16 protein-coding genes are annotated in these 21,127 nt (G+C 59.3%); 1 reads left to right on the top strand and 15 read right to left on the bottom strand.

Going from position 1 to position 21,127, the window contains the following annotated elements; translation table 11 throughout:
- Window positions 1-18: 18 nt before the first annotated feature.
- The 4 genes from mukB to cmoM are packed head-to-tail and all read right to left on the bottom strand — an operon-like array spanning window position 19 to window position 7,271.
- The gene (gene mukB / locus GQR96_RS08445; RefSeq protein WP_023320073.1) at window positions 19-4,467 is read right to left on the bottom strand and encodes a chromosome partition protein MukB; all 4,449 of its coding nucleotides are present in this window, start codon (window positions 4,465-4,467) and stop codon (window positions 19-21) included.
- Window positions 4,467-5,171, bottom strand: coding sequence for a chromosome partition protein MukE (gene mukE, locus GQR96_RS08440; RefSeq protein ID WP_004150840.1), 705 nt, complete (start codon window positions 5,169-5,171; stop codon window positions 4,467-4,469). The genes mukB and mukE overlap by 1 nt, the downstream gene beginning before the upstream one ends.
- On the bottom strand, window positions 5,152-6,474 hold the full coding sequence (gene mukF / locus GQR96_RS08435) for a chromosome partition protein MukF (RefSeq protein ID WP_002898189.1): 1,323 nt from the start codon (window positions 6,472-6,474) through the stop codon (window positions 5,152-5,154). The genes mukE and mukF overlap by 20 nt, the downstream gene beginning before the upstream one ends.
- Window positions 6,471-7,271, bottom strand: a complete 801-nt coding sequence (gene cmoM / locus GQR96_RS08430; protein WP_017899447.1) for a tRNA uridine 5-oxyacetic acid(34) methyltransferase CmoM — start codon at window positions 7,269-7,271, stop codon at window positions 6,471-6,473. Before cmoM ends, mukF begins: the two co-directional genes overlap by 4 nt.
- 121 nt (window positions 7,272-7,392) lie before the next feature.
- On the opposite strand from cmoM, the gene elyC reads away from it, so the two are divergent.
- The gene (elyC, locus tag GQR96_RS08425; protein ID WP_004201396.1) at window positions 7,393-8,172 is read left to right on the top strand and encodes an envelope biogenesis factor ElyC; all 780 of its coding nucleotides are present in this window, start codon (window positions 7,393-7,395) and stop codon (window positions 8,170-8,172) included.
- Here the strand turns inward: elyC and GQR96_RS08420 are convergent.
- The 11 genes from GQR96_RS08420 to aroA form a co-directional block, all read right to left on the bottom strand.
- Window positions 8,149-9,042, bottom strand: coding sequence for a YcbJ family phosphotransferase (locus GQR96_RS08420; protein WP_004201393.1), 894 nt, complete (start codon window positions 9,040-9,042; stop codon window positions 8,149-8,151). The two genes, elyC and GQR96_RS08420, sit on opposite strands and share 24 nt — an antisense overlap.
- Before the next feature lie 137 nt (window positions 9,043-9,179).
- Window positions 9,180-9,926 carry a 3-deoxy-manno-octulosonate cytidylyltransferase gene (kdsB, locus tag GQR96_RS08415; protein WP_004201392.1) on the bottom strand — a complete coding sequence of 249 codons (747 nt, stop codon included), beginning with the start codon at window positions 9,924-9,926 and terminating at the stop codon, window positions 9,180-9,182.
- A complete protein-coding gene (gene ycaR / locus GQR96_RS08410) occupies window positions 9,923-10,105 on the bottom strand; it encodes a protein YcaR (protein ID WP_065904910.1) in 183 nt (60 codons plus the stop codon). Before ycaR ends, kdsB begins: the two co-directional genes overlap by 4 nt.
- 63 nt (window positions 10,106-10,168) lie before the next feature.
- On the bottom strand, window positions 10,169-11,398 hold the full coding sequence (locus GQR96_RS08405; RefSeq protein ID WP_065904911.1) for a winged helix-turn-helix domain-containing protein: 1,230 nt from the start codon (window positions 11,396-11,398) through the stop codon (window positions 10,169-10,171).
- Between the two features lie 54 nt (window positions 11,399-11,452).
- Window positions 11,453-12,433, bottom strand: coding sequence for a tetraacyldisaccharide 4'-kinase (lpxK, locus tag GQR96_RS08400; RefSeq protein WP_032455788.1), 981 nt, complete (start codon window positions 12,431-12,433; stop codon window positions 11,453-11,455).
- Complete coding sequence (msbA, locus tag GQR96_RS08395) at window positions 12,430-14,178, bottom strand: lipid A ABC transporter ATP-binding protein/permease MsbA (RefSeq protein WP_004201387.1); 1,749 nt, start codon at window positions 14,176-14,178, stop codon at window positions 12,430-12,432. Before msbA ends, lpxK begins: the two co-directional genes overlap by 4 nt.
- Window positions 14,179-14,214: 36 nt before the next feature.
- A complete protein-coding gene (locus GQR96_RS08390) occupies window positions 14,215-16,479 on the bottom strand; it encodes a ComEC family protein (protein WP_069734266.1) in 2,265 nt (754 codons plus the stop codon).
- A gap of 202 nt (window positions 16,480-16,681) precedes the next feature.
- Entirely contained in the window at window positions 16,682-16,969 is a 288-nt protein-coding gene (gene ihfB / locus GQR96_RS08385; protein ID WP_002898165.1) for an integration host factor subunit beta, read from the bottom strand.
- Window positions 16,970-17,120: 151 nt separating this feature from the next.
- Complete coding sequence (gene rpsA / locus GQR96_RS08380) at window positions 17,121-18,794, bottom strand: 30S ribosomal protein S1 (RefSeq protein ID WP_002898162.1); 1,674 nt, start codon at window positions 18,792-18,794, stop codon at window positions 17,121-17,123.
- Window positions 18,795-18,927: 133 nt separating this feature from the next.
- A complete protein-coding gene (cmk, locus tag GQR96_RS08375; RefSeq protein ID WP_004201385.1) occupies window positions 18,928-19,611 on the bottom strand; it encodes a (d)CMP kinase in 684 nt (227 codons plus the stop codon).
- A gap of 174 nt (window positions 19,612-19,785) precedes the next feature.
- The gene (aroA, locus tag GQR96_RS08370) at window positions 19,786-21,069 is read right to left on the bottom strand and encodes a 3-phosphoshikimate 1-carboxyvinyltransferase (RefSeq protein WP_004201384.1); all 1,284 of its coding nucleotides are present in this window, start codon (window positions 21,067-21,069) and stop codon (window positions 19,786-19,788) included.
- Window positions 21,070-21,127 lie beyond the last annotated feature (58 nt).

Below are 21,127 nucleotides of genomic sequence, written 5' to 3'. Positions count from 1 at the left end.
CAGAATGTTGCCGCAGCCTCAGGAGGCGTCGGCCGTTCCCGGCAGCGCTTCCGGCAGCGGCGCGGCAAACCCGCGCAGCCCCACCACGTGGACGTGTTCGTGATTATTGAACACTTTACGCACCAGTTTATAGGTGGTGCCTTTCTCCGGACTGATGTTCTCCGGCGCCGCGATAATCAGCTGCATCTCCAGACGTTCGCACAGCTCGAACAGCGTGGCGATGGAGCGGGCATCGAGACGCGCCGCTTCATCGAGGAACAGCAGACGGCAAGGCGAGATATCCTTGCCGCGCAGCCGGCGGGATTCATCTTCCCAGCTCTGGACGACCATCACCAGAATCGACATCCCGGTACCGATCGCTTCCCCGGTGGACAGCGCGCCGGACTCCGCGCGTAGCCAGCCGTCGGAGCCGCGGTTAACTTCCACTTCCATCTCCAGATAGTTGCGGTAGTCGAGCAGCTCTTCACCGATAGTTTGCGGCGTGCGCTGCCCCATGTCGATCTGCGGATTCAGGCGCTGATAGAGCTTAGCCAGCGCTTCCGAGAAGGTCAGGCGGTTGCTGTTGAAGAGATCCTGATGCTGTTCATGCTGCTCGGAGAGCACATCGAGCAGCATCGAATGGGTCTCACGCACATTGACGTTCAGACGCACGCTGTTGACCTGGCCGAAGGAGACGCTCTGCAATCCCTGATTGAGCATCCGGATACGATTCTGCTCGCGCTGAATGGTTTTGCGAATAATGTTGGCCACGCTGCGGGAGCTGATGGCCAGCTTCTGTTCGCGGTTTGTTAGCTCTTCGGTCAGGCGGCTGAGCTCAATCTCCATCTGCTCGATCGCTTCCACCGGATCATCGGTGCGGATAATATCCTGGCGGATACGCTCGCGCAGATGCTGGTAGACGGCAACGAAGAACTGAATTTTGCGCTCCGGACGCTTCGGATCTTCCGAGATACGCAGCACGTCGCGCAGATGTTCGTTATCAGCGACCGCCAGACGCAGCGCACCGAGCGCCTTATCCGACATGGAGCGCAGCTCGTCGGCGGAAAGATAGGCCAGCTCGCGGCGGTGCAGACGACGCTCGACGCCGTTGTCTTTCACCAGGCGCATCACCGCGCACCAGCCCGCCTTGGCGGTCACCACCTGCTCGCGCATTTCGCAATAATCGCGCTCTAACTTGCGCAGTTTGCGGGTCAGGTTGTCCATTTCCGCTTCGCAGAAGGTCAATGCTTTCTCCAGCTGATTGCGACGGGAGCGGTTATTGCTCAGCTGCATGTGCAGCTCATCGCGACGCGCACGGGCCCGCTCTTCCGCGCCGGCATCGGCGCGCACGCCAATGTCCTGCAGCTCTTTATACAGATCGTTAAGCAGCTCTTTCTTGGTGTCATACGAGCTCTTCAGCGAGGCCAGCACCTGATTGTACTGGCTAAGCTGCGCCGCATGGGCACGCATCGCGTCGCGCGCGCGGCTGCGTTCGGTTTCCGCCTGCTCCAGGCGCTGGCGCAGCTTCTCGTTGAGATCGCTGTTGCCGCTGAGCATTTCCGCCGAATCGGAGTAGCTGAAGTGGGCCCGGCGCTGGACGACTTCCGCCAGGGCAAAAGCCTGCTGGCGCGCATCGCGCTGGGTCTGCTGCGCATAGGCGTAATCTTCTTTCAGCTGCTCAAACTGCTCCGGATCGCTCTGCAGCACCGAAACAATAGGCTCCAGCTTCGCCAACTGATTGCCGTGCTGCTGAATAAAGCGCGCGGCCTCCTGCGCTTCATCCAGACGTTCCTGGATCTCGTCCACGCGGTCGGCCAGCGTATCATCCGCCAGCAGATTCAGGCGCGGCAGCAGGCGGTTAAGCGCCGACACGCCCTCTTTCGCCTGCTCATACTGCACGCGGTTCTGTTGGTTATCGCTTTCATGGGCGCTCAGCGCGCGCTCCAGCTCGCCGCGGCGGCTGTTGAGTTTGCGGATCTCTTCTTCCGGATCGTCCTCGAAGGCCACCGCCAGATGGCTGCCGATGAAGCGGCTAAAGGCCTGATGCAAACGCTGTGTTTTCTGCACGTCAAACGACAGGGTCGCAAAACGCTCGGACAGCGATTCACGCTCGGCATGCAGGGTTTCAATGCGGTTTTCACGCGCGGCGCGGCCAAACAGCGGCAGCGACGGGAAGCGCGAATAACGCCACTGGCGGTCGGCAATCTTCACCACCACCGCTTTTTCCAGCTCGTCCACGCTGAATACGCTATCGTCAAAGGACTGCGGATCGCCTTCGATCAGATAGAGATCTTCGGGACAATCTTCCAGCCCTTCAAGCTGCTCGGCTACCTGCGACAGATCCGGCACCACGATGGCATGGCGCGACGGACCGTACAGCGCGGAGAAGTACGGCGCATCGTCAAGGCTAACATCATCGTAGATCTCGGACAGCAGAACGCCGCCGAACCGTTCCGCCAGCGCGTTGAGGCGCGGATCTTCCGAACCGCCCGGCTGGCTGAGACGCTCGATTTCTTCGTCGATGGCGCGCTTGCGGGCGCCGACCTCGTCACGTTCAACGATAGCTTCGCGCTCGCGCTCCAGCAGCTGCTGCAGGTATTCGGTAACCTCCTGGCCGGATTCAAACTGCTCGCCGCTCTGCTCGCACAGCTGGTTAAGGCTATTCTGCGCCGCCAGCCAGACCGGCGCCCGGCGCATCAGCGTCTGAGTGCGCGACTGCAGCTGCTCCAGCTCCTGGCGCAGGGTCATGCGCTGTTCCTGAGCGTTAGAAACGCTGTCGGCCAGCGAAGCGATGCGCGCTTCCAGCTCCTGATGCAGCGTTTCCAGATCGTCGATATCGTAGCGTTTGCCCTGGCGTTTGCAGAACTCAGCCAGCTGGCGCTCGGCGTCCTGCTGCTCGCGCAGGCGCTGCTCCAGCTCGTTGAGGCGGCTGCGCAGCCCCTGCGCCTGCTCGGCCTGGTGGCGCTGGTTCACGCCGTCGCGCAGCAATTCGCGCGCCACGTCCCAGGCTTCATTGCGCGCCAGCGGGCCGTTAATCGCCGCCACCAGCTGGTAGGCCTGTTCAAACTGGCTGTGCGCGGTTTGCGCCACGCTCATTTTCTGTTCCAGCGACAGCATTTTCTCCGTCGCTTCCTGCTCTTTCGCCTGGAAGGTTTCCAGCCACTCGTCGGCGCTCTCCGGCGTCAGGTCCGGCAGATGGCACAGCGCCTTCGCGCGCTCCAGCGCCTGCAGCGCCTGGTGATACTGAATGGCTCGGGTCTGCTGCACGTCAAGCGCCTGCTGATAGTCGGCGAGCTGGTTTTTCAGCTCATCCACTTCCAGCTCGGCGGCCTCGGCGCGGGCTTCGTTCTCTTCCTGGCGATCGATGGCTTCCGCCACCACTTCGTTCTGCTCTTCCAGACGGATCTGCAGCTCGTCGAGATCCGCTTCGTAGCGCTCGATTTTTTCCTGCTGACGCAGCGCGGTCTGCACCAGGTTCAGGTGATCGCTGGCGGCCTGGTAATCCGCTTCCAGATCGCCTTCTGCGCCGTTATGCTCCTGCAGCTCGCGCGCCATGTCGACGTGCTTATACTGCTCCGCCGCCAGTTGCGAACGCGAGGTAAAGAGATCGCGACGATACTCCAGCGCCTTATCAAGATGAATACGCCGCTCGTTGGCGTGACGCATATAGTCCGCCGCCACGTAGTTGGTGGCTTCGCTAATCAGATGTTTGAACAGATCGCGATCGGACTGGGTGACGCGGATCGCCTCGAGAGTCATGCGGTTTTCCCGCAGCGCCGCTTCCATATCCTGGAATGCCTTACGCACGCCGCTGTTTTCCGGCAACAGGTAGTCGCGCAGCGAGCGGGTAATGGTGCTGGAGATCCCGCCGTATAGCGAGGCCTCGATCAGGCGATAATATTTACTTCGGTCGGAGGCGGAACGCAGACGGCGCGCCACCACGCCCAGATCGAACATCAGCGAATGATACTCGGTGATCGAGTTGAACTGCTTAAACTGGACCCCTTCCATCGCCTCGAGCTTGTCTTTCAGCTCATTGAGACTGACTACGCGCGCCTGGCGATCGTTCAGCGTTTCGGTTAACAGCTGGGTCGGCAGGATAGAGGTGGGCAGCCCCTGAATGGCGAAAGGCTTGATATCGACTTTGCGATCGCGCCCGGCAACCTGCTGCAGGCGCACGCCGACCACCACGCGCTGATGGCGGGAGTTGATAACGTCGAGCACTGAGTAACAGACGCCGGCGCGCAGCTTACCGTGCAGGCCTTTATCGCGTGAGCCGCTGGTGGCCCCCGCTTCGGTGGTGTTACGGAAGTGCAGCAGGGTTAAATCGGGGATCAGCGCCGTGACGAAGGCCGCCATGGTCGTCGACTTACCGGCGCCGTTCCCCCCGGAGAGGGTGGTGACCAGTTCATCAAGATCAAAGGTCCGGGCAAAGAAGCCGTTCCAGTTAACCAGCGTCAGCGAGCGAAACTTACCGCGTTCAATCATTACTCTTCCTCCCCGCTATCCGGCTGGTTCTCTTCATTCTCATCATTGAGCTGCAGGTGATTTTCCAGGGCCATCGCTTCCCCGTCGCGGATCAGGCGGCGCTGCGCCTCGCGCGGGTCGTCGCCGGCGCGTACATCGGCGCCAAAGCGGAATACCGATTCGGTAATGCGGAACTTACTGCTGTCGTGGCCCATAAACCACACCATCCCCAGACGGCGCAGGCGGTTTAGCGACGCGCGCATTTTTTCCTGCAGCTTCTGACGGTCCAGATCCGAACCGGTGGAACGGTTGTTGACCAGCTTCAGCAGCCTGGATTCATCCGCCAGGGTCAGCAGCTCGTCATACAGCTCCTGCTGGGTGAAAATTCCTTCGTTTGCCAGGCGCTCCGGGCTGAGATAGAGATAGCAAAGAATTTTGCCCACCATCATATCCAGTTCGGACAGCACCGAGCGTGAAATCAGGGTTGTGGAACGCGGGCGCAGGTAGAAAAACCCCTCCGGCGCGCGGATCAGCTCGACGTTATAGCGAGCGTAAAACTCTTCCAGATAATCCTGGAAGTCCATCAAAAATGCGTGATTATCCAGCTCGTCGAGGCCGATATGTCGGCCCGCGCGCAAGGCGCTGTCCAGCGCCGGAAATAACGGATTGGCTAACGCCTGCGCCAACTTAACCGGCATCACTTGTTCAATATTTGTCAATGACATGCGCCTGTACCTTGGCTCCGTAATCATTAATCGGCTGCCATTTGGCTGGCAGTCCGGTGAAATCTGCTTGGGCGACGCCCAGCTGTACCGCCTGATCCACGACGATCCGCGCCACGTCGAAGTGACGCCCGCGCGGATACTGCGCCAGGAACTCCCGCGCCACCAGGCCGAGATCCAGCGGTATTCCTTTCTCTTTATAGACCGCCAGCTGCGCTTCGATCAGCGCCGCCAGCTGCTCGCGAATTTCGTTAAACTCTTCAAATTCGAGGTCCGCCGGCAGCTCGCCGGTGACCTCTTCATCGCGCAGGGCCATCTCCTCGTCGCGCATATCCAGCAGACGGTCGGCGTTGGCGTAAGTCAGCGCCCACGGCTCATCAAAATAGGTCTGTACCGACTGGCGCAGACGCTGGGCGAAGACGCGGTTCTTATCCATATCGATAGCGGTACGGATAAACTTGTGCACGTGGCGGTCATAGCCGATCCACAGGTCAATCGCCTGTTGGCCCCAGCTGACGATGCGGTCGAGCTTGCTTTGCAGGTCGAACACCAGCCGGTCGACAAAATGGAGATCGTCGCGCGCCATGGTCGAATCCTGAATGCGCAGCAGATTCGCCTGCAGCTTATCCCCCGCCGCATCCAGCGTATCCTGCAGTTCACGCAGGGTGCCAGAGGTTTCCGACAGCAACAGTTCACAGCTGGAAATCGCCGCGCGCCAGTCTTTGTTCAACAGCTGCGCGATATCGTCTTTCACCAGCTGCTGCTGCTCATCCATGATGCGCTGCGTCAGGTCGATGCTGTCGAAAATTTCCGCTACCGAATACTTCAGCGGGGCAAAAACGTTGCGATGCCAGTGAAACTCATCGCCGCCCTCTTCCGCAGCATCCGCCGCGCGCTTCAGCTCGCCGGCGACGATCGACAACTGCATCGAGAGACGCAGCGTCGAAAATTCGCGCTGCCGGATATAATAATCGGTGATCCCGATCCCCAACGGCGTCAGACGATAGATTGCATTGCCTTCGGTAATTTCGCTGGTAAAGCGGTTCAGCAGACGCTGGCGCACCAAATCGTTGATGGCGTTATTGGCGCGCTGGCTGATGGTTTCGCTGGTCTGCTCAAACGCATCACTCACGTGGCGGAACGCATCCACCAGTTCTCCCTCGCTCATTTCCCCTTCCAGCCGTTCGCCATTCAGGGTGGCGATCGCCAGCAGGAAAGAGAGTCTGTCGACCGGCAGCGAGATAGAAAAATCATTTTTCCTGGCCCAGGCAACCAGTTCGGGGACTGTCTGGGAAAATTCACTCATACTTTATCCTTGCATCTGCGGCTATGAGCCTGGCTCTTAAGCGCGGTGACATGAATATAACGGCCCAGGCTGAGGTACGGCTCCTGACGACAGTAGCGCGTCTCCAGCTCCAGCAGCGCCGCATAGCTGTCATGCTGTTGGCGTTTTTCACGCAGATAATCATGAAACACCCGCACGCCGGTTTTGCTGACAATCTGCCAGCCAATCTCTTCCAGCCAGTGATAAACCTGCTGCGGCTCACGCGGATAGTCCGGCGACAGCGTGCGTTTTTTCTTTTTTGGCATGCCCAGTTGTACGTAATCGAAATTACCGGCAACCATATTGTGCATCAGCAGGCCGTTAGCATTGTAGAACATCAACGACAAGCCGCCGCCAGGACGCAGCGTCGACCACAGGGTACGCAGCACCGCCTGGGGCTCCGCCACCCACTCCAGCACCGCATGAAACAGTACCAGATCGACCGGGCTTTCCAAGTGCTGCGCAATATCCTGAGCCGCGCATTGTACAAAATGCATGTTGTCGATCACACCTTTATCGACAGCAGCCTGGCGGGCGCGGGCCACCATTTCAGCGGAGAGATCGCACAGCGTCACGTGATGGCCCAGTTGCGCCACTTTAATGGCCGTTTGCCCTTCGCCGCCGCCGGCATCCAGTACCCTCAGCGGCCCCGGCCCCAGCTGCGCCAGCAGCGGCTCCAGATCCTGCCAGAGGATCGCCTGGCGCAGCTGGCCTTTTGTGGTGCCGTAAATATTGCGCGAAAACTTTTCAGCAATGTCATCGAAATTGCGATCCTGCACGGGCGACTCCACAAGCCAACACAAAACCGCTATTTTGTCATACCCACGCCGAGAATGAAGCGATCTGTTATAAGATCCGAACATAACTTTGGTTATATGGTTAAAAAAGGAACCATCTGGCATGCTTTTCACGCTAAAAAAGATCGTCGGCGGTCTGCTGCTACCGCTTCCTGCCCTGCTGTTGCTGATCGGTATCGGGATCGCCCTGTTATGGTTCAGCCGCTTTCAACGTACCGGGAAGTTTTGCGTGAGCCTCGGCTGGCTGCTGCTGACGCTGCTGAGCCTGCAGCCCGTGGCAGACAGCCTGCTTAAACCGATAGAAGATCGCTATCCCACCTGGCGCGGCGAGCAGCCGGTGAGCTACGTGGTGGTGCTGGGCGGCGGCTATACCTGGAACCCGGAGTGGGCGCCTAGCTCTAACCTTATCAGCAACAGCCTGCCGCGCCTGACGGAGGGCATTCGCCTGTGGCAGGAGAATCCGGGATCGAAAATGATCTTTACCGGCGCGGCGGCAAAAACCAACCCCGTCAGCACGGCGGAGGCCGGGGCGAGAGTGGCGGAGAGCCTCGGCGTACCGCGCAGCGATATCATCGTGCTCGATAAGCCGAAAGATACGGAAGAGGAAGCGCTGGCGGTGAAGGGCGCCATCGGCGACGCCCCCTTCCTGCTGGTCACCTCGGCGTCGCATCTTCCGCGGGCGATGATCTTCTTTCGCCATGCCGGTCTGGATCCGCTGCCCGCGCCGGCTAATCAGATGGCGGTCACATCACCGCTCAATCCGTGGGAGCGGGTCATTCCTTCACCGGTGTGGCTGATGCACAGCGACCGGGTCGGCTATGAAACGCTTGGTCGCGTCTGGCAATGGCTGAAAGGCAGCTCAGGCGAGCCAGGGCAGGAGTGATTTTGCGGCGAGGTCGAAACGGGCGCGGTCAAAGCGCCCGGTATTGACCAGGCTATCCACCTCATCCCACAGCAGATAAAGCCAGCGCCGCCAGACAAAGGCCTCGGAGACCGGCGCCTGCTGCAGATAACGCCATAGCAGCTGCTCGGCCTGGCCCCCCTCCGCGAGACGGAACAGTTCGTACTCCCGCGGCGCCCACAGCATCATCCCCGGACCAACCATCGCCAGCAGCTGATCGCTGCGCGGATCTTTCAGCATGCTGCGCAGGGTGAAATTGCCGTGCACCAGTACGGCATTATCATTGAAATCGCGGAACAGCTCCGGCAGACACTCGCGGGAGCGGAACAAAACCCGCTTATCCTGCATGGTCAGACCGGTGTCCTGATACAGGTTCAGGGTGCTCCACAACATCGCCACCCGCTGCCGGTACCAGTTCGGCCACAGATTGTCCTGGGTATTATCGACCATCCCCACGCAGCCGCCGCTGTCCTGACGATGCCAGGCCAGCAGCGCCTCGACGATCTGCTCCTGCAGCTGCTCCCAGCGCGCCGGGGTGCGGGTGGGCGCCTCCACCGGGACGCCGCGCAGACGCTCAAGCAGCAGCACGTCCGGCCCGGGATGCTCTTCATGCGTCATCACGCCATAGACCACCGGCATGCGCACCGTACCGCTGCGCGCCAGAGTGGAGATCTTCCAGGCCAGCTGCCGCGCCACGCCGGGGGTGGTGAAACTTCGCGCCAGCAGCGGCATCGGATTTCCCTGCGCGTCATACAGGGACCACAGCGCCGTAGCGGCTTTTTCACTGACACACTCCACCCGGCTCAGCTTTTCGCCAAGCAGGTGACTCAGTTCGGTTCGCAACTGTTCCATTGTCGATTACCCCTATGAACACTACTGATTTCATAATGAGCGCCCGCACCTGGGTTGTCATCGGATAAGATCAAAAATGGGCAAAAAAAGCATAAAACCGGTGGGGATATCCCCTCCTGCAAGGAGGGGACAGAGGACTAACGCAGTTCAGCGCGGACGCGCGCCAGATCTTCAGGGGTATCGACGCCGGTGCCGGGCACTTCGGCCGCCACGGCGACATGGATCTTCTCGCCATACCACAGCACCCGCAGCTGCTCGAGCATTTCTATCTGCTCCAGCGGGCTTGGCGCCCAGCTGACATAGCGGCGAATAAAGCCGGCGCGATAGCCATAGATGCCGATGTGGCGCAGCAGAGAATCACCAATGGCGTCGCGGGAGTGGGCAAAGCGATCGCGATCCCAGGGAATGGTGGCGCGGGAGAAATAGAGCGCATAGCCCTGCGCATCCATCACCACTTTGACCGCATTTGGATTAAACGCCTCTTCCGCATCGTGGATCGGTACCGCCAGCGTCGCCATTCCGCTGGTGCTGGCAGCCAGATTCTCCGCCACCTGGCGGACGATAGCCGGGGGGATCATCGGCTCATCGCCCTGGATATTGACGATGATGGTGTCATCGCTGAACGCGCACTTCTCCACCACCTCCGCCAGCCGTTCGGTGCCGGATTGATGGTCGGCGCGGGTCATGCAGACCTCGCCGCCGGCGGCTTCAACCGCCCGGGCGACCTCTTCGTGATCGGTGGCGACAATAATGCGATCCGCGCCGGATTCGCGGGCGCGCTCCAGCACATGGACAATCATCGGCTTGCCGTTAATGTCCTGCAGTGGTTTTCCCGGCAGGCGCGTGGAGGCGAAACGCGCAGGAATAATGACCACGAAACTCATGAGTGACTCTCTTCTACCGCCAGCGGACGCGCTTCTGTCTCCAGCAGCACAGGGATACCGTCGCGCAGTGGAAACGCCAGACTATCAATTTTGCAAATAAGTTCTTGCTTATCCTGACTGTAATACAGCTTACCGTTACAGACCGGGCAGGCGATGATTTCAAGTAAACGGTGATCCATGTTTCCTCCTGATGGACCGGATAGATTTCTCAGCAGCATAACACAGGAAGGTCGGCGCCGGGATCAATCGGCATCGATTTCCCATCCTCGCTCCTGGCCGACAAACAGCCCTTCCGGCAGGCGTCGACACAGGATCCGGTCTGCCGATTGCCAGCGTGCGAAGTCGTTGATCGCCCGGCGCAGCCCCTGCTCCAGACCACGGGTGATCTTCACCTCATCCTCCAGCCACAGGGCGAAGATCTCCAGCTCCCGGCTTTTGCGATGCATTTTACTGTCCATCCGCCCGACCAGTTTCCCCTGGTGCAGCAGAGGCAGTACGAAGTAGCCATACTGACGCTTCGGCGCCGGGGTATAGCACTCCAGGCGATAGCTGAAGTTGAACAGTTGCTCAGCGCGCTTCCGATCCCAGACCACCGGGTCGAAGGGCGAGAGCACGGCGCTATGGCTGGCGGTAAGTTTACCGCCGGGCGCGGACTCCAGCTGCGCCAGCGCGTCGCGATGCAGCCACATCTCGCCAAGCGCTTCCACGTCGACTGGCACAACCAGGCCCTCTTCCTGCCAGGCCGCCAGCAAACCCGGTAGCGCCGGCTGACGTAAACGATAGTAATCCGCCAGCCACTGGGGGCGAAAGATGCCGAGGCTGCGGGCGCTGTTGCGCAGCATGATGGCCTCTGCAGCGTCGCGGGACAGCGCATCGCGCTCGTCGTCCCAGTGCGGCATCACCCGCCGGGTTAAATCATACACGCGGTGAAAGTTGCGCCGCTCCACCACCATCACTTCACCGGCGGTAAACAGCCCTTCCAGGTGGCGCTTATGCGGTTTCCACTCCCACCAGCCGCTGGCGCCTTTGCGTGGGTGGGCAAAATCCGCCGAGCGAACCGGTCCGTTTTGTCCGATATGCGCCACCAGCTCTGCAATACTTCCGGCATGCTCCTCCATCCACGCGCGATGATATTTCCAGCCCATCTTGTCGGGGTTCAACATCCGGTGGCGCACAAGGGCGAAATCGCTGCGCGGCAGAAAACAGGCTTCATGCGCCCAGTATTCCATCAGCTCGCCGCTGCGCAATGACTCATCCAGCCAGTGCTGCGGATAGCTGCCGAGGCGGCTGAACAACACCAGGTAGGGGCTGCGGGCCACCACGTTGATGGTATCGATTTGCAGCAGCGACATCTGCTGGATGGTGGAAAGGATGTCATTCGGGCGAGCGCGACGCCGGGGCTTTTTTAATAACCCCTGCGCCGCGAGATGGAGATGGCGCGCCTCATTAAGCGATAGTTGCAATACCGGCATGCAGGTTCTCCGTCAGGAATTCCAGCACAGCGGCGAGCAAAGCCGGCGCGTCGGTTAACGTTGCGCCAACGTCGCTAAGTCCGCAAGCAACCGCTGTGCGCGTTCATCGGCCATTATGGCGTCGACCGGTAAATACCACCAGTTCGCAGCGGCGAAATCGCGACATTTCACGGCGTCTTTCTCGGTCATCAGCAGCGTCTGCCCGGCGGTTACCAGAGCGGCGACATCGGCCTGGCTCAGCGCCTGATGGTCCGCCAGCGCCACGGTTTTGACCGGCTGGACGCCACAGCTTTCGAGGGTGGCGAAAAAGCGCGGCGGATGGCCGATGCCGGCCATTGCCACTACGTTAGTGAAGGTAGAGACATCGCGACGTTCGCCGGTGAGCAGGTTGACTGCCATCCCGGGACGCAGCTGCATCGGGATCTCTCCCGGACGCGCCACGCCGCCGTTGACGATAATCGCATCAACGCTTTGCAAGCGCGATGCCCGCTCACGCATCGGCCCGGCAGGCAGCCACCAGCCGTTGCCAAAGCGGCGCACGCCGTCGATGACGACAATTTCCCGGTCCCGCGCCAGCTTATAGTGCTGCAACCCATCGTCGGTCACGATAATCTGCAGCTCGTGCGCGCTGAGCAGCGCTTTCACCGCGTCGCTGCGCAGCGGAGAGACCGCCACCGGCGCGCCGGTGCGCTGATGGATGAGCACCGGTTCATCGCCTGCCTGCGCCGTACTGGTCCGGTCAGTTAATACCAGCGGGTAGCGTTCGGCTTTACCGCCGTAGCCGCGAGAGACCACCCCAACGCGAATGCCGCGCTGCTGCAGTTGCTCCACCAGCCAGATCACCACCGGCGTTTTACCGTTGCCGCCGGCGGTCAGGTTACCGACCACCACCACCGGCACCGGCGCGCGCCAGGCTTTTTTCCACCCCAGCTGATAGCTGAGGCGAATCAACGCGCTCACCAGGCCATACAGCCAGGAGAGCGGCAGCAGCAGGCGCCACAGCGGCGACTCACCGGACCAGATGCGCGCGATCATTCGCCGAATTGCATCTTATGCAGCTGGGCGTATACGCCTTTATGCTCCAGCAGGTCGTGGTGCGTTCCGCGCTCCACGATCCGCCCGTCTTCAACCACCACAATCTCATCAGCCTGCTCAATGGTTGACAGACGGTGGGCAATAACCAGCGAGGTGCGGTTTTTCTGCAGCTCATCCAGCGCCGCCTGAATCGCACGCTCGGACTCGGTATCCAGCGCCGAGGTGGCTTCATCGAGGATCAGGATCGGGCTGTTACGCAGTAGCGCACGGGCGATAGCAATACGCTGGCGCTGGCCGCCGGACAGCATCACGCCATTTTCGCCGATGATGGTATCCAGGCCATTGTCCATCTTGTTGATGAAGTCCATGGCGTAGGCCATTCGCGCAGCCTCTTCAATCTGCTCGCGGCTGTACTCTTCAGTACGGGCATAGGCGATGTTATTGGCGACGGTATCATTGAACAGGTGCACGTTCTGTGAAACCAGCGCTACCTGGTCGCGCAGCGAGCTCAGCTTGTACTCGCGCAAGTCATGGCCATCCAGCAGGATCTGCCCATCGTCGACATCGTAGAAGCGCGTGATCAGGCTGGCGATGGTCGATTTACCCGAACCGGAGCGTCCCACCAGCGCCACAGTTTTCCCTTCCGGGATATCGAGATTGATATTGCGCAGCGCGGCCACTTCGCGACCCGGATAGGTAAAGGTGACGTTCTCGAACTTGAGATTGCCTTTCGCCCGCTCAATGACGCGGGTACCTTCGTCTTTCTCCTGCTCGGAATCGAGGATCGCAAACAGCGTCTGGCATGCCGCCATCCCGCGCTGGAACTGGGCATTGACGTTGGTCAGAGACTTCAGCGGACGCATCAGCGCAATCATGGAGGAGAAGACCACGGTAATGGTCCCAGCGGTCAGGGTGTCCATCACGCTCGGGAAGCTGGCGGCATACAGGACAAAGGCCAGCGCCAGGGAGGCGATAAGCTGAATGATCGGGTCGGAGATAGACGAGGCGGAAACCATTTTCATCCCCTGCAGGCGCATTTTATTGCTGACCTTATCAAAACGTTTGGTTTCCACTTCCTGGCCGCCAAACATCAGCACCTCTTTGTGCCCTTTCAGCATCTGCTCAGCGCTGGTGGTGACCTGCCCCATCGTGTTCTGCATATTCTTACTGATATTGCGAAAACGCTTGGAGACCACGCGGATTGCTACCGACACGATCGGCGCCAGTACAATTAGGATCAACGACAGCTGCCAGCTGTAATAGAACATCATCACGAACAGGCCGATAATCGATGCCCCTTCGCGGACCACGGTGATCAGCGCGCTGGAAGAGGAGGAAGCGACCTGTTCAGAATCATAGGTGATACGTGACAGCAGCGTCCCGGTAGACTGCTTGTCAAAGAAAGCCACCGGCATGCCCATCATGTGGCCGAACAGGCGACGACGCATGGTCATTACCACTTTGCCGGAAACCCAGGAGATACAATAGCTCGAGATGTAGCTGGTGATCCCACGCAGCACCATCAGCCCGATAACCACCAGCGGCATCCATAGCAGCACTGAGCGATCCGTTTTACCAAAACCATCATCCAATAACGGTTTAAGAAGCGATAACATGAAGGTGTCACTGCCCGCGTTAAGCACTAACGCCACCGCCGCTACGATTAGCCCGGCTTTAAACGGTGCAATAATCGGCCAAAGTCGGCGGAAGGTCTGCCACGTGGAGAGATCTTTATCGTTCTGCATTCAATAAACCAGCTTGTGTTGAAATAGCCGCATATTCTACCCGTTATCGGCGGGCGCGCCAAACCACTGATGATACCAACGAGGTAAAACTTGATCCCGTAAGCTATGGATTTGCCACCCTTCTGCAGAAAAAACCACCGTTATCTGCCCCTGCTGCGGCGTGGCGAACCAGCGATACCCCCGCTGGCGATAGCGCTGAACGACCTTGTGCGAGGGCATCCGCCACGCATTGTAGCGCGAAGCGGAAACCAGCGCGGCCGCGCCATCCACCCGCCGGACCAGCAGTTCGCTGGAAGAGGTGTTGCTGCCGTGATGGGGAACCTGAATAAGTGTAGACGCCAGATGCTGCCAGTAGCGGCTGATCATCGCCTGCTCCGCCTGACGTTCTATATCGCCGGTCAGCAGGATGCTGGAGCGACCATCATCGATTCGCACCACGCAGGAGTGATTGTTTCCCTTTGCCGCGCTGCCCGGCAGCGGCCACAGCGCCTGGAAAGTGAGTCCCTGCCACTGCCAGCGTTCGCCGCGATGGCACGGCAGATGATGCGCCCAGCCTAAAGGGCTGCGCACCCACGCCTGCGGCCAAGCCTGCAGCACAGATTCGAGGCCGCCGCGATGGTCAAGATGCTCGTGGCTCAGCATAATCCCCTGCAGCTGCAGATGGTGCCAGCGCAGCCAAGGGATAATCACCTGTCGACCGCTGTCGCCCTGCGGCCATGCCGGCCCGGTATCGTACAATAACGCCTTGCCGTGACGTTCGATCACCATCGCCAGCCCCTGTCCGACATCCAGCATCGTCACCCGCCATTGGTCCGCGGGCGGTTGCCGGCTGAATGGCCGCGCCAGCAAAAACAGCACACTCAGGCACAGCGCCGGAGTATACCGCCAGCTCTGAAAACGCCAGCCCATCACCAGCAGCCACGGCAGGCTACTGATCCAGAGCCAGCGGGCATCCAGCGTCAGCCAGCCGTCCGGTAAACGTCGTAACCCCCAGAACAACACCGCCAGCACGCGATCGGCTGCCAGCCAGATCAGCGACGCCACCACCTCCGGTCCAGTGAGATGCAGGAGCATTCCGGCGAGAATGAGCGGCACCGCCAGCAGGGTCACTAACGGTACCGCCAGCAAATTAGCGGCCATCGACGTCAGGCTTATGCCATGGAAGAGCAGCAGCTGCAGCGGCATCAGCAGCAGCGTCACGCCAGCCTGCAAATGCACGAGGGCGAACAGCGCTTTCCACGGCCAGCGCCAGCGACTGTCAGGCAGCGGTAACCACTGGAACCAGAAGATCAGCCCCGCCACCGCGAAGGCGGATAGCCACAGGCTTTGCGACAACACCGCCAGCGGATCGGCAACCAGAATCGCCCCCAGACAGCAGAGCCACACCTGCCACGCCGTCCAGCGTTGACCCGACAAACGTAAAGCACAACAGACTGCAAGCCCTACGCAAGTGCGCAGGGCCGGTGGCTGCATACCGGTCAGCCAGGCATAGCCGACGGCGCCCGCCAGCCCGGCCAGCAGCGGTAGCCGCCAGCCGATCCAGCGCCCCGGGAAAAGGGACTGTAAACCGCGCAGCAGGAGCACGATCAGGGAAGCCGCAAGGGCAATATGCAAACCGGAGATAGCCATCAGGTGGGAGGTGCCTGTGTTCTGCATCAGGACTTTGATCTCCGCCGGCAGCACCAGCCGCTCCCCCATCCCCAGGCCCAGCATCACCGGATGCCAGGGATAAGTCTGCAATCGCCGGGTCAGCGACGCCAGGTAGCGGGCGCGCAGACTGCAGCGGGTATCCAACGCGGAAGCGGCGACGATCCCCCCGCTCAGCGGCCGATGCTGGGCCAGCGCATAGCGCTGGCTGTCGAAGCCTCCGTCATTGAGCTGCCCATGCACCGGCCGCAGGCGCAGCGTCATTATCCAGCGCTGCCCCGCACAGACGGGGGCTGGTGCAAGTTCCCCGTATAACGTCACGCCAACCGGGGGGAACAGGAAGCGGTCCGCCAGGCGCACAATCTGTCCGCGGTGCAGAGTCTGGCCATCCGTCTCGTGGAGGAACACTTCCGCCTGCCGGGCGGCGCCGGTGAGGTGCTGCGTTGGCCACAGCGCCTGATATGCGCTCAATACTCCCCAGACCATCAGCAGAAGCGTCATCGCCACAACGGCGATGACCGTCCCGCGCAGACGGGTCAGCAACAGCGCCAGTACGCCGGCGAACGCCAGAATGCCCGGGCCCGGCAACGCGGGTAGCCAGAGTAGCGGCAGTATCGCGATGATGGCGCATCCGGCAAGCCATGGTAGACGCATAAACACCTCCCTGTGAGCGGGCAGTGTTACGTAAAGCGAAGCTGACGTCCTCGGGCTGAATTCAGACGCGCGTGCAGCGTTCCAGACAATCGTCACGCTTGCAGTCAGGCGCTTTTTTTTTGCGAAGCGGGACGTAAATGGCGGGCACAAAAAAAGCACCCGAAGGTGCTTTTATCGTCAGGCCGGTTGCACGTCGTGCAACTCACCCTTCATAAATATTGGCGCGGTCACGTAATTCTTTCCCGGGCTTAAAGTGCGGAACGTACTTACCTTCCAGTTCGACTTTATCACCAGTTTTCGGGTTACGTCCGGTGCGAGGTGCACGATAGTGCAGAGAGAAGCTGCCGAAACCGCGGATTTCAATGCGCTCACCTTGAGCAAGCGTTGAGGCCATATGTTCCAGCATTTCTTTAACAGCATCTTCCACCGCTTTCGCCGGAATGTGAGATTGCTGGCTGGCAAGTCTTTCAATCAATTCTGACTTGGTCATTATTCCTCCGGTTTCCTTCAAGGCAAAAATTAGCTAACAGCTTAAACAAGGGCGGCCGTAGCCGCCCTTTGTGCTTGATTACAGGACGAATCCTGCAATCTGTCAAGTAAACTCGTCACTATTCAGGTTGTTATTACCTGAATGACAAAGATTACTCGCCTTTCGCTGCTTTGAACGCTTCAGCCATGGCGTTGTTGGAGAAGTTCGCGTCTTCCTGCTTGTTCACGGTAGCGATAGCGTCTTTTTCTTCCGCTTCGTCTTTCGCACGTACAGACAGGCTCACTACGCGGTTCTTACGATCCACGCCAGTGAATTTCGCTTCAACTTCGTCGCCAACGCTCAGAACCAGAGTTGCGTCTTCAACGCGGTCACGGGATGCTTCAGAAGCACGCAGGTAACCTTCTACGCCGTCAGCCAGTTCTACGGTTGCGCCTTTAGCGTCAACTGCAGTGACTTTACCAACAACGATAGCGCCTTTCTTGTTCAGAGCAACGTAGTTGTTGAACGGATCTTCCGCCAGCTGTTTAACGCCCAGGGAGATACGCTCACGCTCTGCGTCAACCTGCAGAACAACTGCTGCGATTTCGTCGCCTTTTTTGTATTCACGAACTGCTTCTTCGCCTGCAACGTTCCAGGAGATGTCAGACAGGTGAACCAGGCCATCGATGCCGCCGTCCAGGCCGATGAAGATACCGAAGTCAGTGATAGACTTGATTTTACCTTCAACACGGTCGCCCTTGTTGTGGGTTTCCGCGAACTGCTGCCATGGGTTAGATTTGCACTGCTTCAGACCCAGGGAGATACGACGACGTTCTTCGTCGATATCCAGAACCATCACTTCCACTACGTCGCCAACGTTAACAACTTTGGACGGGTGGATGTTTTTGTTGGTCCAATCCATTTCGGAAACGTGAACCAGGCCTTCAACGCCTTCTTCGATTTCAACGAAGCAGCCGTAGTCGGTCAGGTTAGTCACGCGACCGGTCAGTTTGGTACCTTCCGGATAACGTTTAGCGATAGCTACCCACGGATCTTCGCCCAGCTGTTTCAGGCCCAGGGATACACGGGTACGCTCGCGGTCGAACTTCAGCACTTTAACAGTGATTTCGTCGCCAACGTTTACGATTTCGCTCGGATGCTTAACGCGTTTCCAGGCCATATCGGTGATGTGCAGCAGGCCGTCAACGCCGCCCAGATCAACGAATGCACCGTAGTCAGTGAGGTTCTTAACGATACCTTTGACTTCCATGCCTTCCTGCAGGTTTTCCAGCAGCTGATCGCGCTCTGCGCTGTTTTCGGATTCGATAACGGCACGACGAGAAACAACAACGTTGTTACGCTTCTGGTCCAGCTTGATGACTTTGAACTCAAGCTCTTTGCCTTCCAGGTGCAGCGTGTCGCGCACCGGACGAACGTCTACCAGGGAACCCGGCAGGAACGCACGAATACCGTTCAGCTCAACAGTGAAGCCACCTTTAACTTTGCCGTTGATAACACCGGTAACAGTTTCAGCGTCTTCGTAAGCTTTTTCCAGCGTGATCCAAGCTTCGTGACGTTTAGCTTTCTCACGGGACAGCAGAGTTTCACCGAAGCCGTCTTCTACTGCATCCAGAGCAACGTCAACTTCGTCACCAACCTGGATTTCCAGCTCGCCCTGGGCGTTTTTGAACTGCTCAGCCGGGATGGCGGACTCAGATTTCAGACCGGCGTCAACCAGTACTACGTCTTTGTCGATAGCAACAACAACACCACGAACGATGGAACCCGGGCGGGTTTCGATTTCTTTTAAGGATTCTTCAAACAGTTGAGCAAAAGATTCAGTCATGTTTAATCTTCAGGTTAATATTAACGTCCACCTGGCTCCGTGCCGGATGGGGTTGTTTCACATACCCGCTGACCATCCATTGCCGCGGGGTACTGCTATAATTCGGAGGCTTCGGCGCGTTACCGGTTAAGGCTTACGCAACGGCCAATTTTTCGCGCGCATATTGTAGCGCTTTTTCAATCACTTGCTCAATGTTTAGTTCAGTTGAATCGAGAACTAATGCATCGGCAGCCGGGACAAGCGGCGCCACGGCGCGATTTCTATCGCGATCGTCACGCTCTTTTATCTCGGACAAAAGACGTTCAAAGTTAACATCAAAGCCCTTTTCCTGCAACTGCCGCATGCGGCGATGCGCTCGCTCATCGGCCGAGGCATCGAGGAAAATTTTCACCGGCGCGTCCGGGAAAACCACCGTGCCCATATCGCGCCCGTCGGCGATAAGCCCCGGCAGTTCACGGAAGGCGCGCTGGCGGCGCAGCAGCGCTTCGCGAACGCGAGGGAAAGCCGCCACCTTCGAGGCGGCGTTCGCGACCTCCTGGGTGCGAATTTCGCCGCTGACATCTTCCCCTTCCAGCACCACTTCCAGGTTGCCGTCAGTAGAAATAAAGCGCACGTCAAGATGGGCAGCCAGGGGTACCAGCGCCTCTTCGGACTCCACGTCAACATGATGATGCAGCGCCGCCAGCGCCAGAACGCGGTAGATCGCGCCTGAATCTAACAGATGCCAGCCCAGCGCTTCCGCCATTGCCTTGCACAACGTACCTTTACCCGCACCGCCAGGCCCATCAATGGTGATTACCGGAATATTCGCCGTCATCTTTTTCTCCTTCAGCAAGGCGCATGGAATATAAACGCCGCGCATTATACGCATCAATACGCCGGAAAGTGAGCATTGCTTGTAAATTACGGACTACAGGAAATGAAAAGCAGAAGTTTTGCGCAATTATAGCGGGCTGACAGGACATCAGCCCGCGGGATGACAAAGTTTTACTCAGGCAAGGGTACTAATCCGCGCCAGTTGCTCAAAATAGTCGGGGAACGTTTTCGCCGTACATTTGGGATCAAGGATAGTCACCGGCGTATCAGACAGCGCCACCAGCGAGAAGCACATCGCCATCCGGTGGTCGTTATAGGTGCCGATTTCAGCAAACTTCAGCGTCGCCGGCGGGGTGATGCGAATATAATCTTCACCCTCTTCCACCTCGGCGCCTACTTTACGCAGTTCTGTCGCCATGGCGAACAGACGGTCCGTCTCCTTGACCCGCCAGTTGTAGATATTGCGCAGCGTGGTAGTGCCTTGCGCGAACAGCGCGGCGGTGGCGATGGTCATCGCGGCGTCCGGAATATGGTTCATATCCATATCGATAGCCTTGAGCTCGCCACGGGTGCAGGCGATGAAATCGTCGCCCCAGGTGACGGTGGCGCCCATTTTTTCCAGTACGTCGGCGAAACGAATGTCGCCCTGTACGCTGCCGCGGCCGATACCGGTAACCTTCACCGTGCCGCCCTTAATGGCGCCAGCGGCGAGGAAATACGAGGCCGATGAAGCATCTCCTTCCACCAGGTAATCCCCCGGTGACTGATACTGTTGCTTGCCGCGCACCACAAAGCGCTGATAAGACTGGTTGTCCACCTCAACCCCGAAGGTTTTCATCAGGTGCAGGGTGATGTCGATATAGGGTTTCGACACCAGATCGCCCTTAATGGCGATAACGGTATCCTGCGGCGCCAGCGGCGCGGCCATCAGCAGCGCGGTCAGGAACTGGCTGGAGACACTGCCGTCAACGTCGACGTTGCCCCCCTGGAACCCCCCGCGCAGGCGCAGCGGCGGATAATTGTCCTGCTCCAGATAGTCGATCTGAGCGCCGCCCTGACGCAGGGCATCCACCAGATGGCCAATCGGGCGCTCTTTCATTCGCGGCTCGCCGGTCAGCACGATATCGTTGCTGCCAAGGCACAGAGCTGCCGCCAGCGGGCGCATCGCGGTACCGGCGTTGCCGAGGAACAGCTCCAGCGCCGCTGCGGCATGCAGCGGGCCGCCGTTGCCGGTCACTTCACAGCGGGTACGGTCAGCAGACAGGGTATATTGAACCCCCAGCGCACTCAGGGCATTCAGCATATGGCGCACATCGTCGCTGTCCAGCAGGTTGGTCAGCACCGTCGTGCCGCGGGCCAGGGCGGCCAGCAGCAGCGCGCGGTTGGAGACGCTTTTCGAACCTGGCAGGTTCACGGTGCCCTCTACGCGTGCGATGGGTTGTAACGTCAGGGATTCCATCAAACTTCACTCTCAAACAAACAGAATAAAAACCCCGCAGACAGGCCGCGGGGAGGAA

This window comes from Klebsiella sp. PCX (assembly GCF_021869705.1).
Classification (GTDB): Bacteria; Pseudomonadota; Gammaproteobacteria; order Enterobacterales; family Enterobacteriaceae; genus Klebsiella; species Klebsiella quasipneumoniae.
The sequence above is the reverse complement of the archived record's forward strand: the minus strand, read 5'-3'. Positions and strand labels throughout refer to the sequence as shown.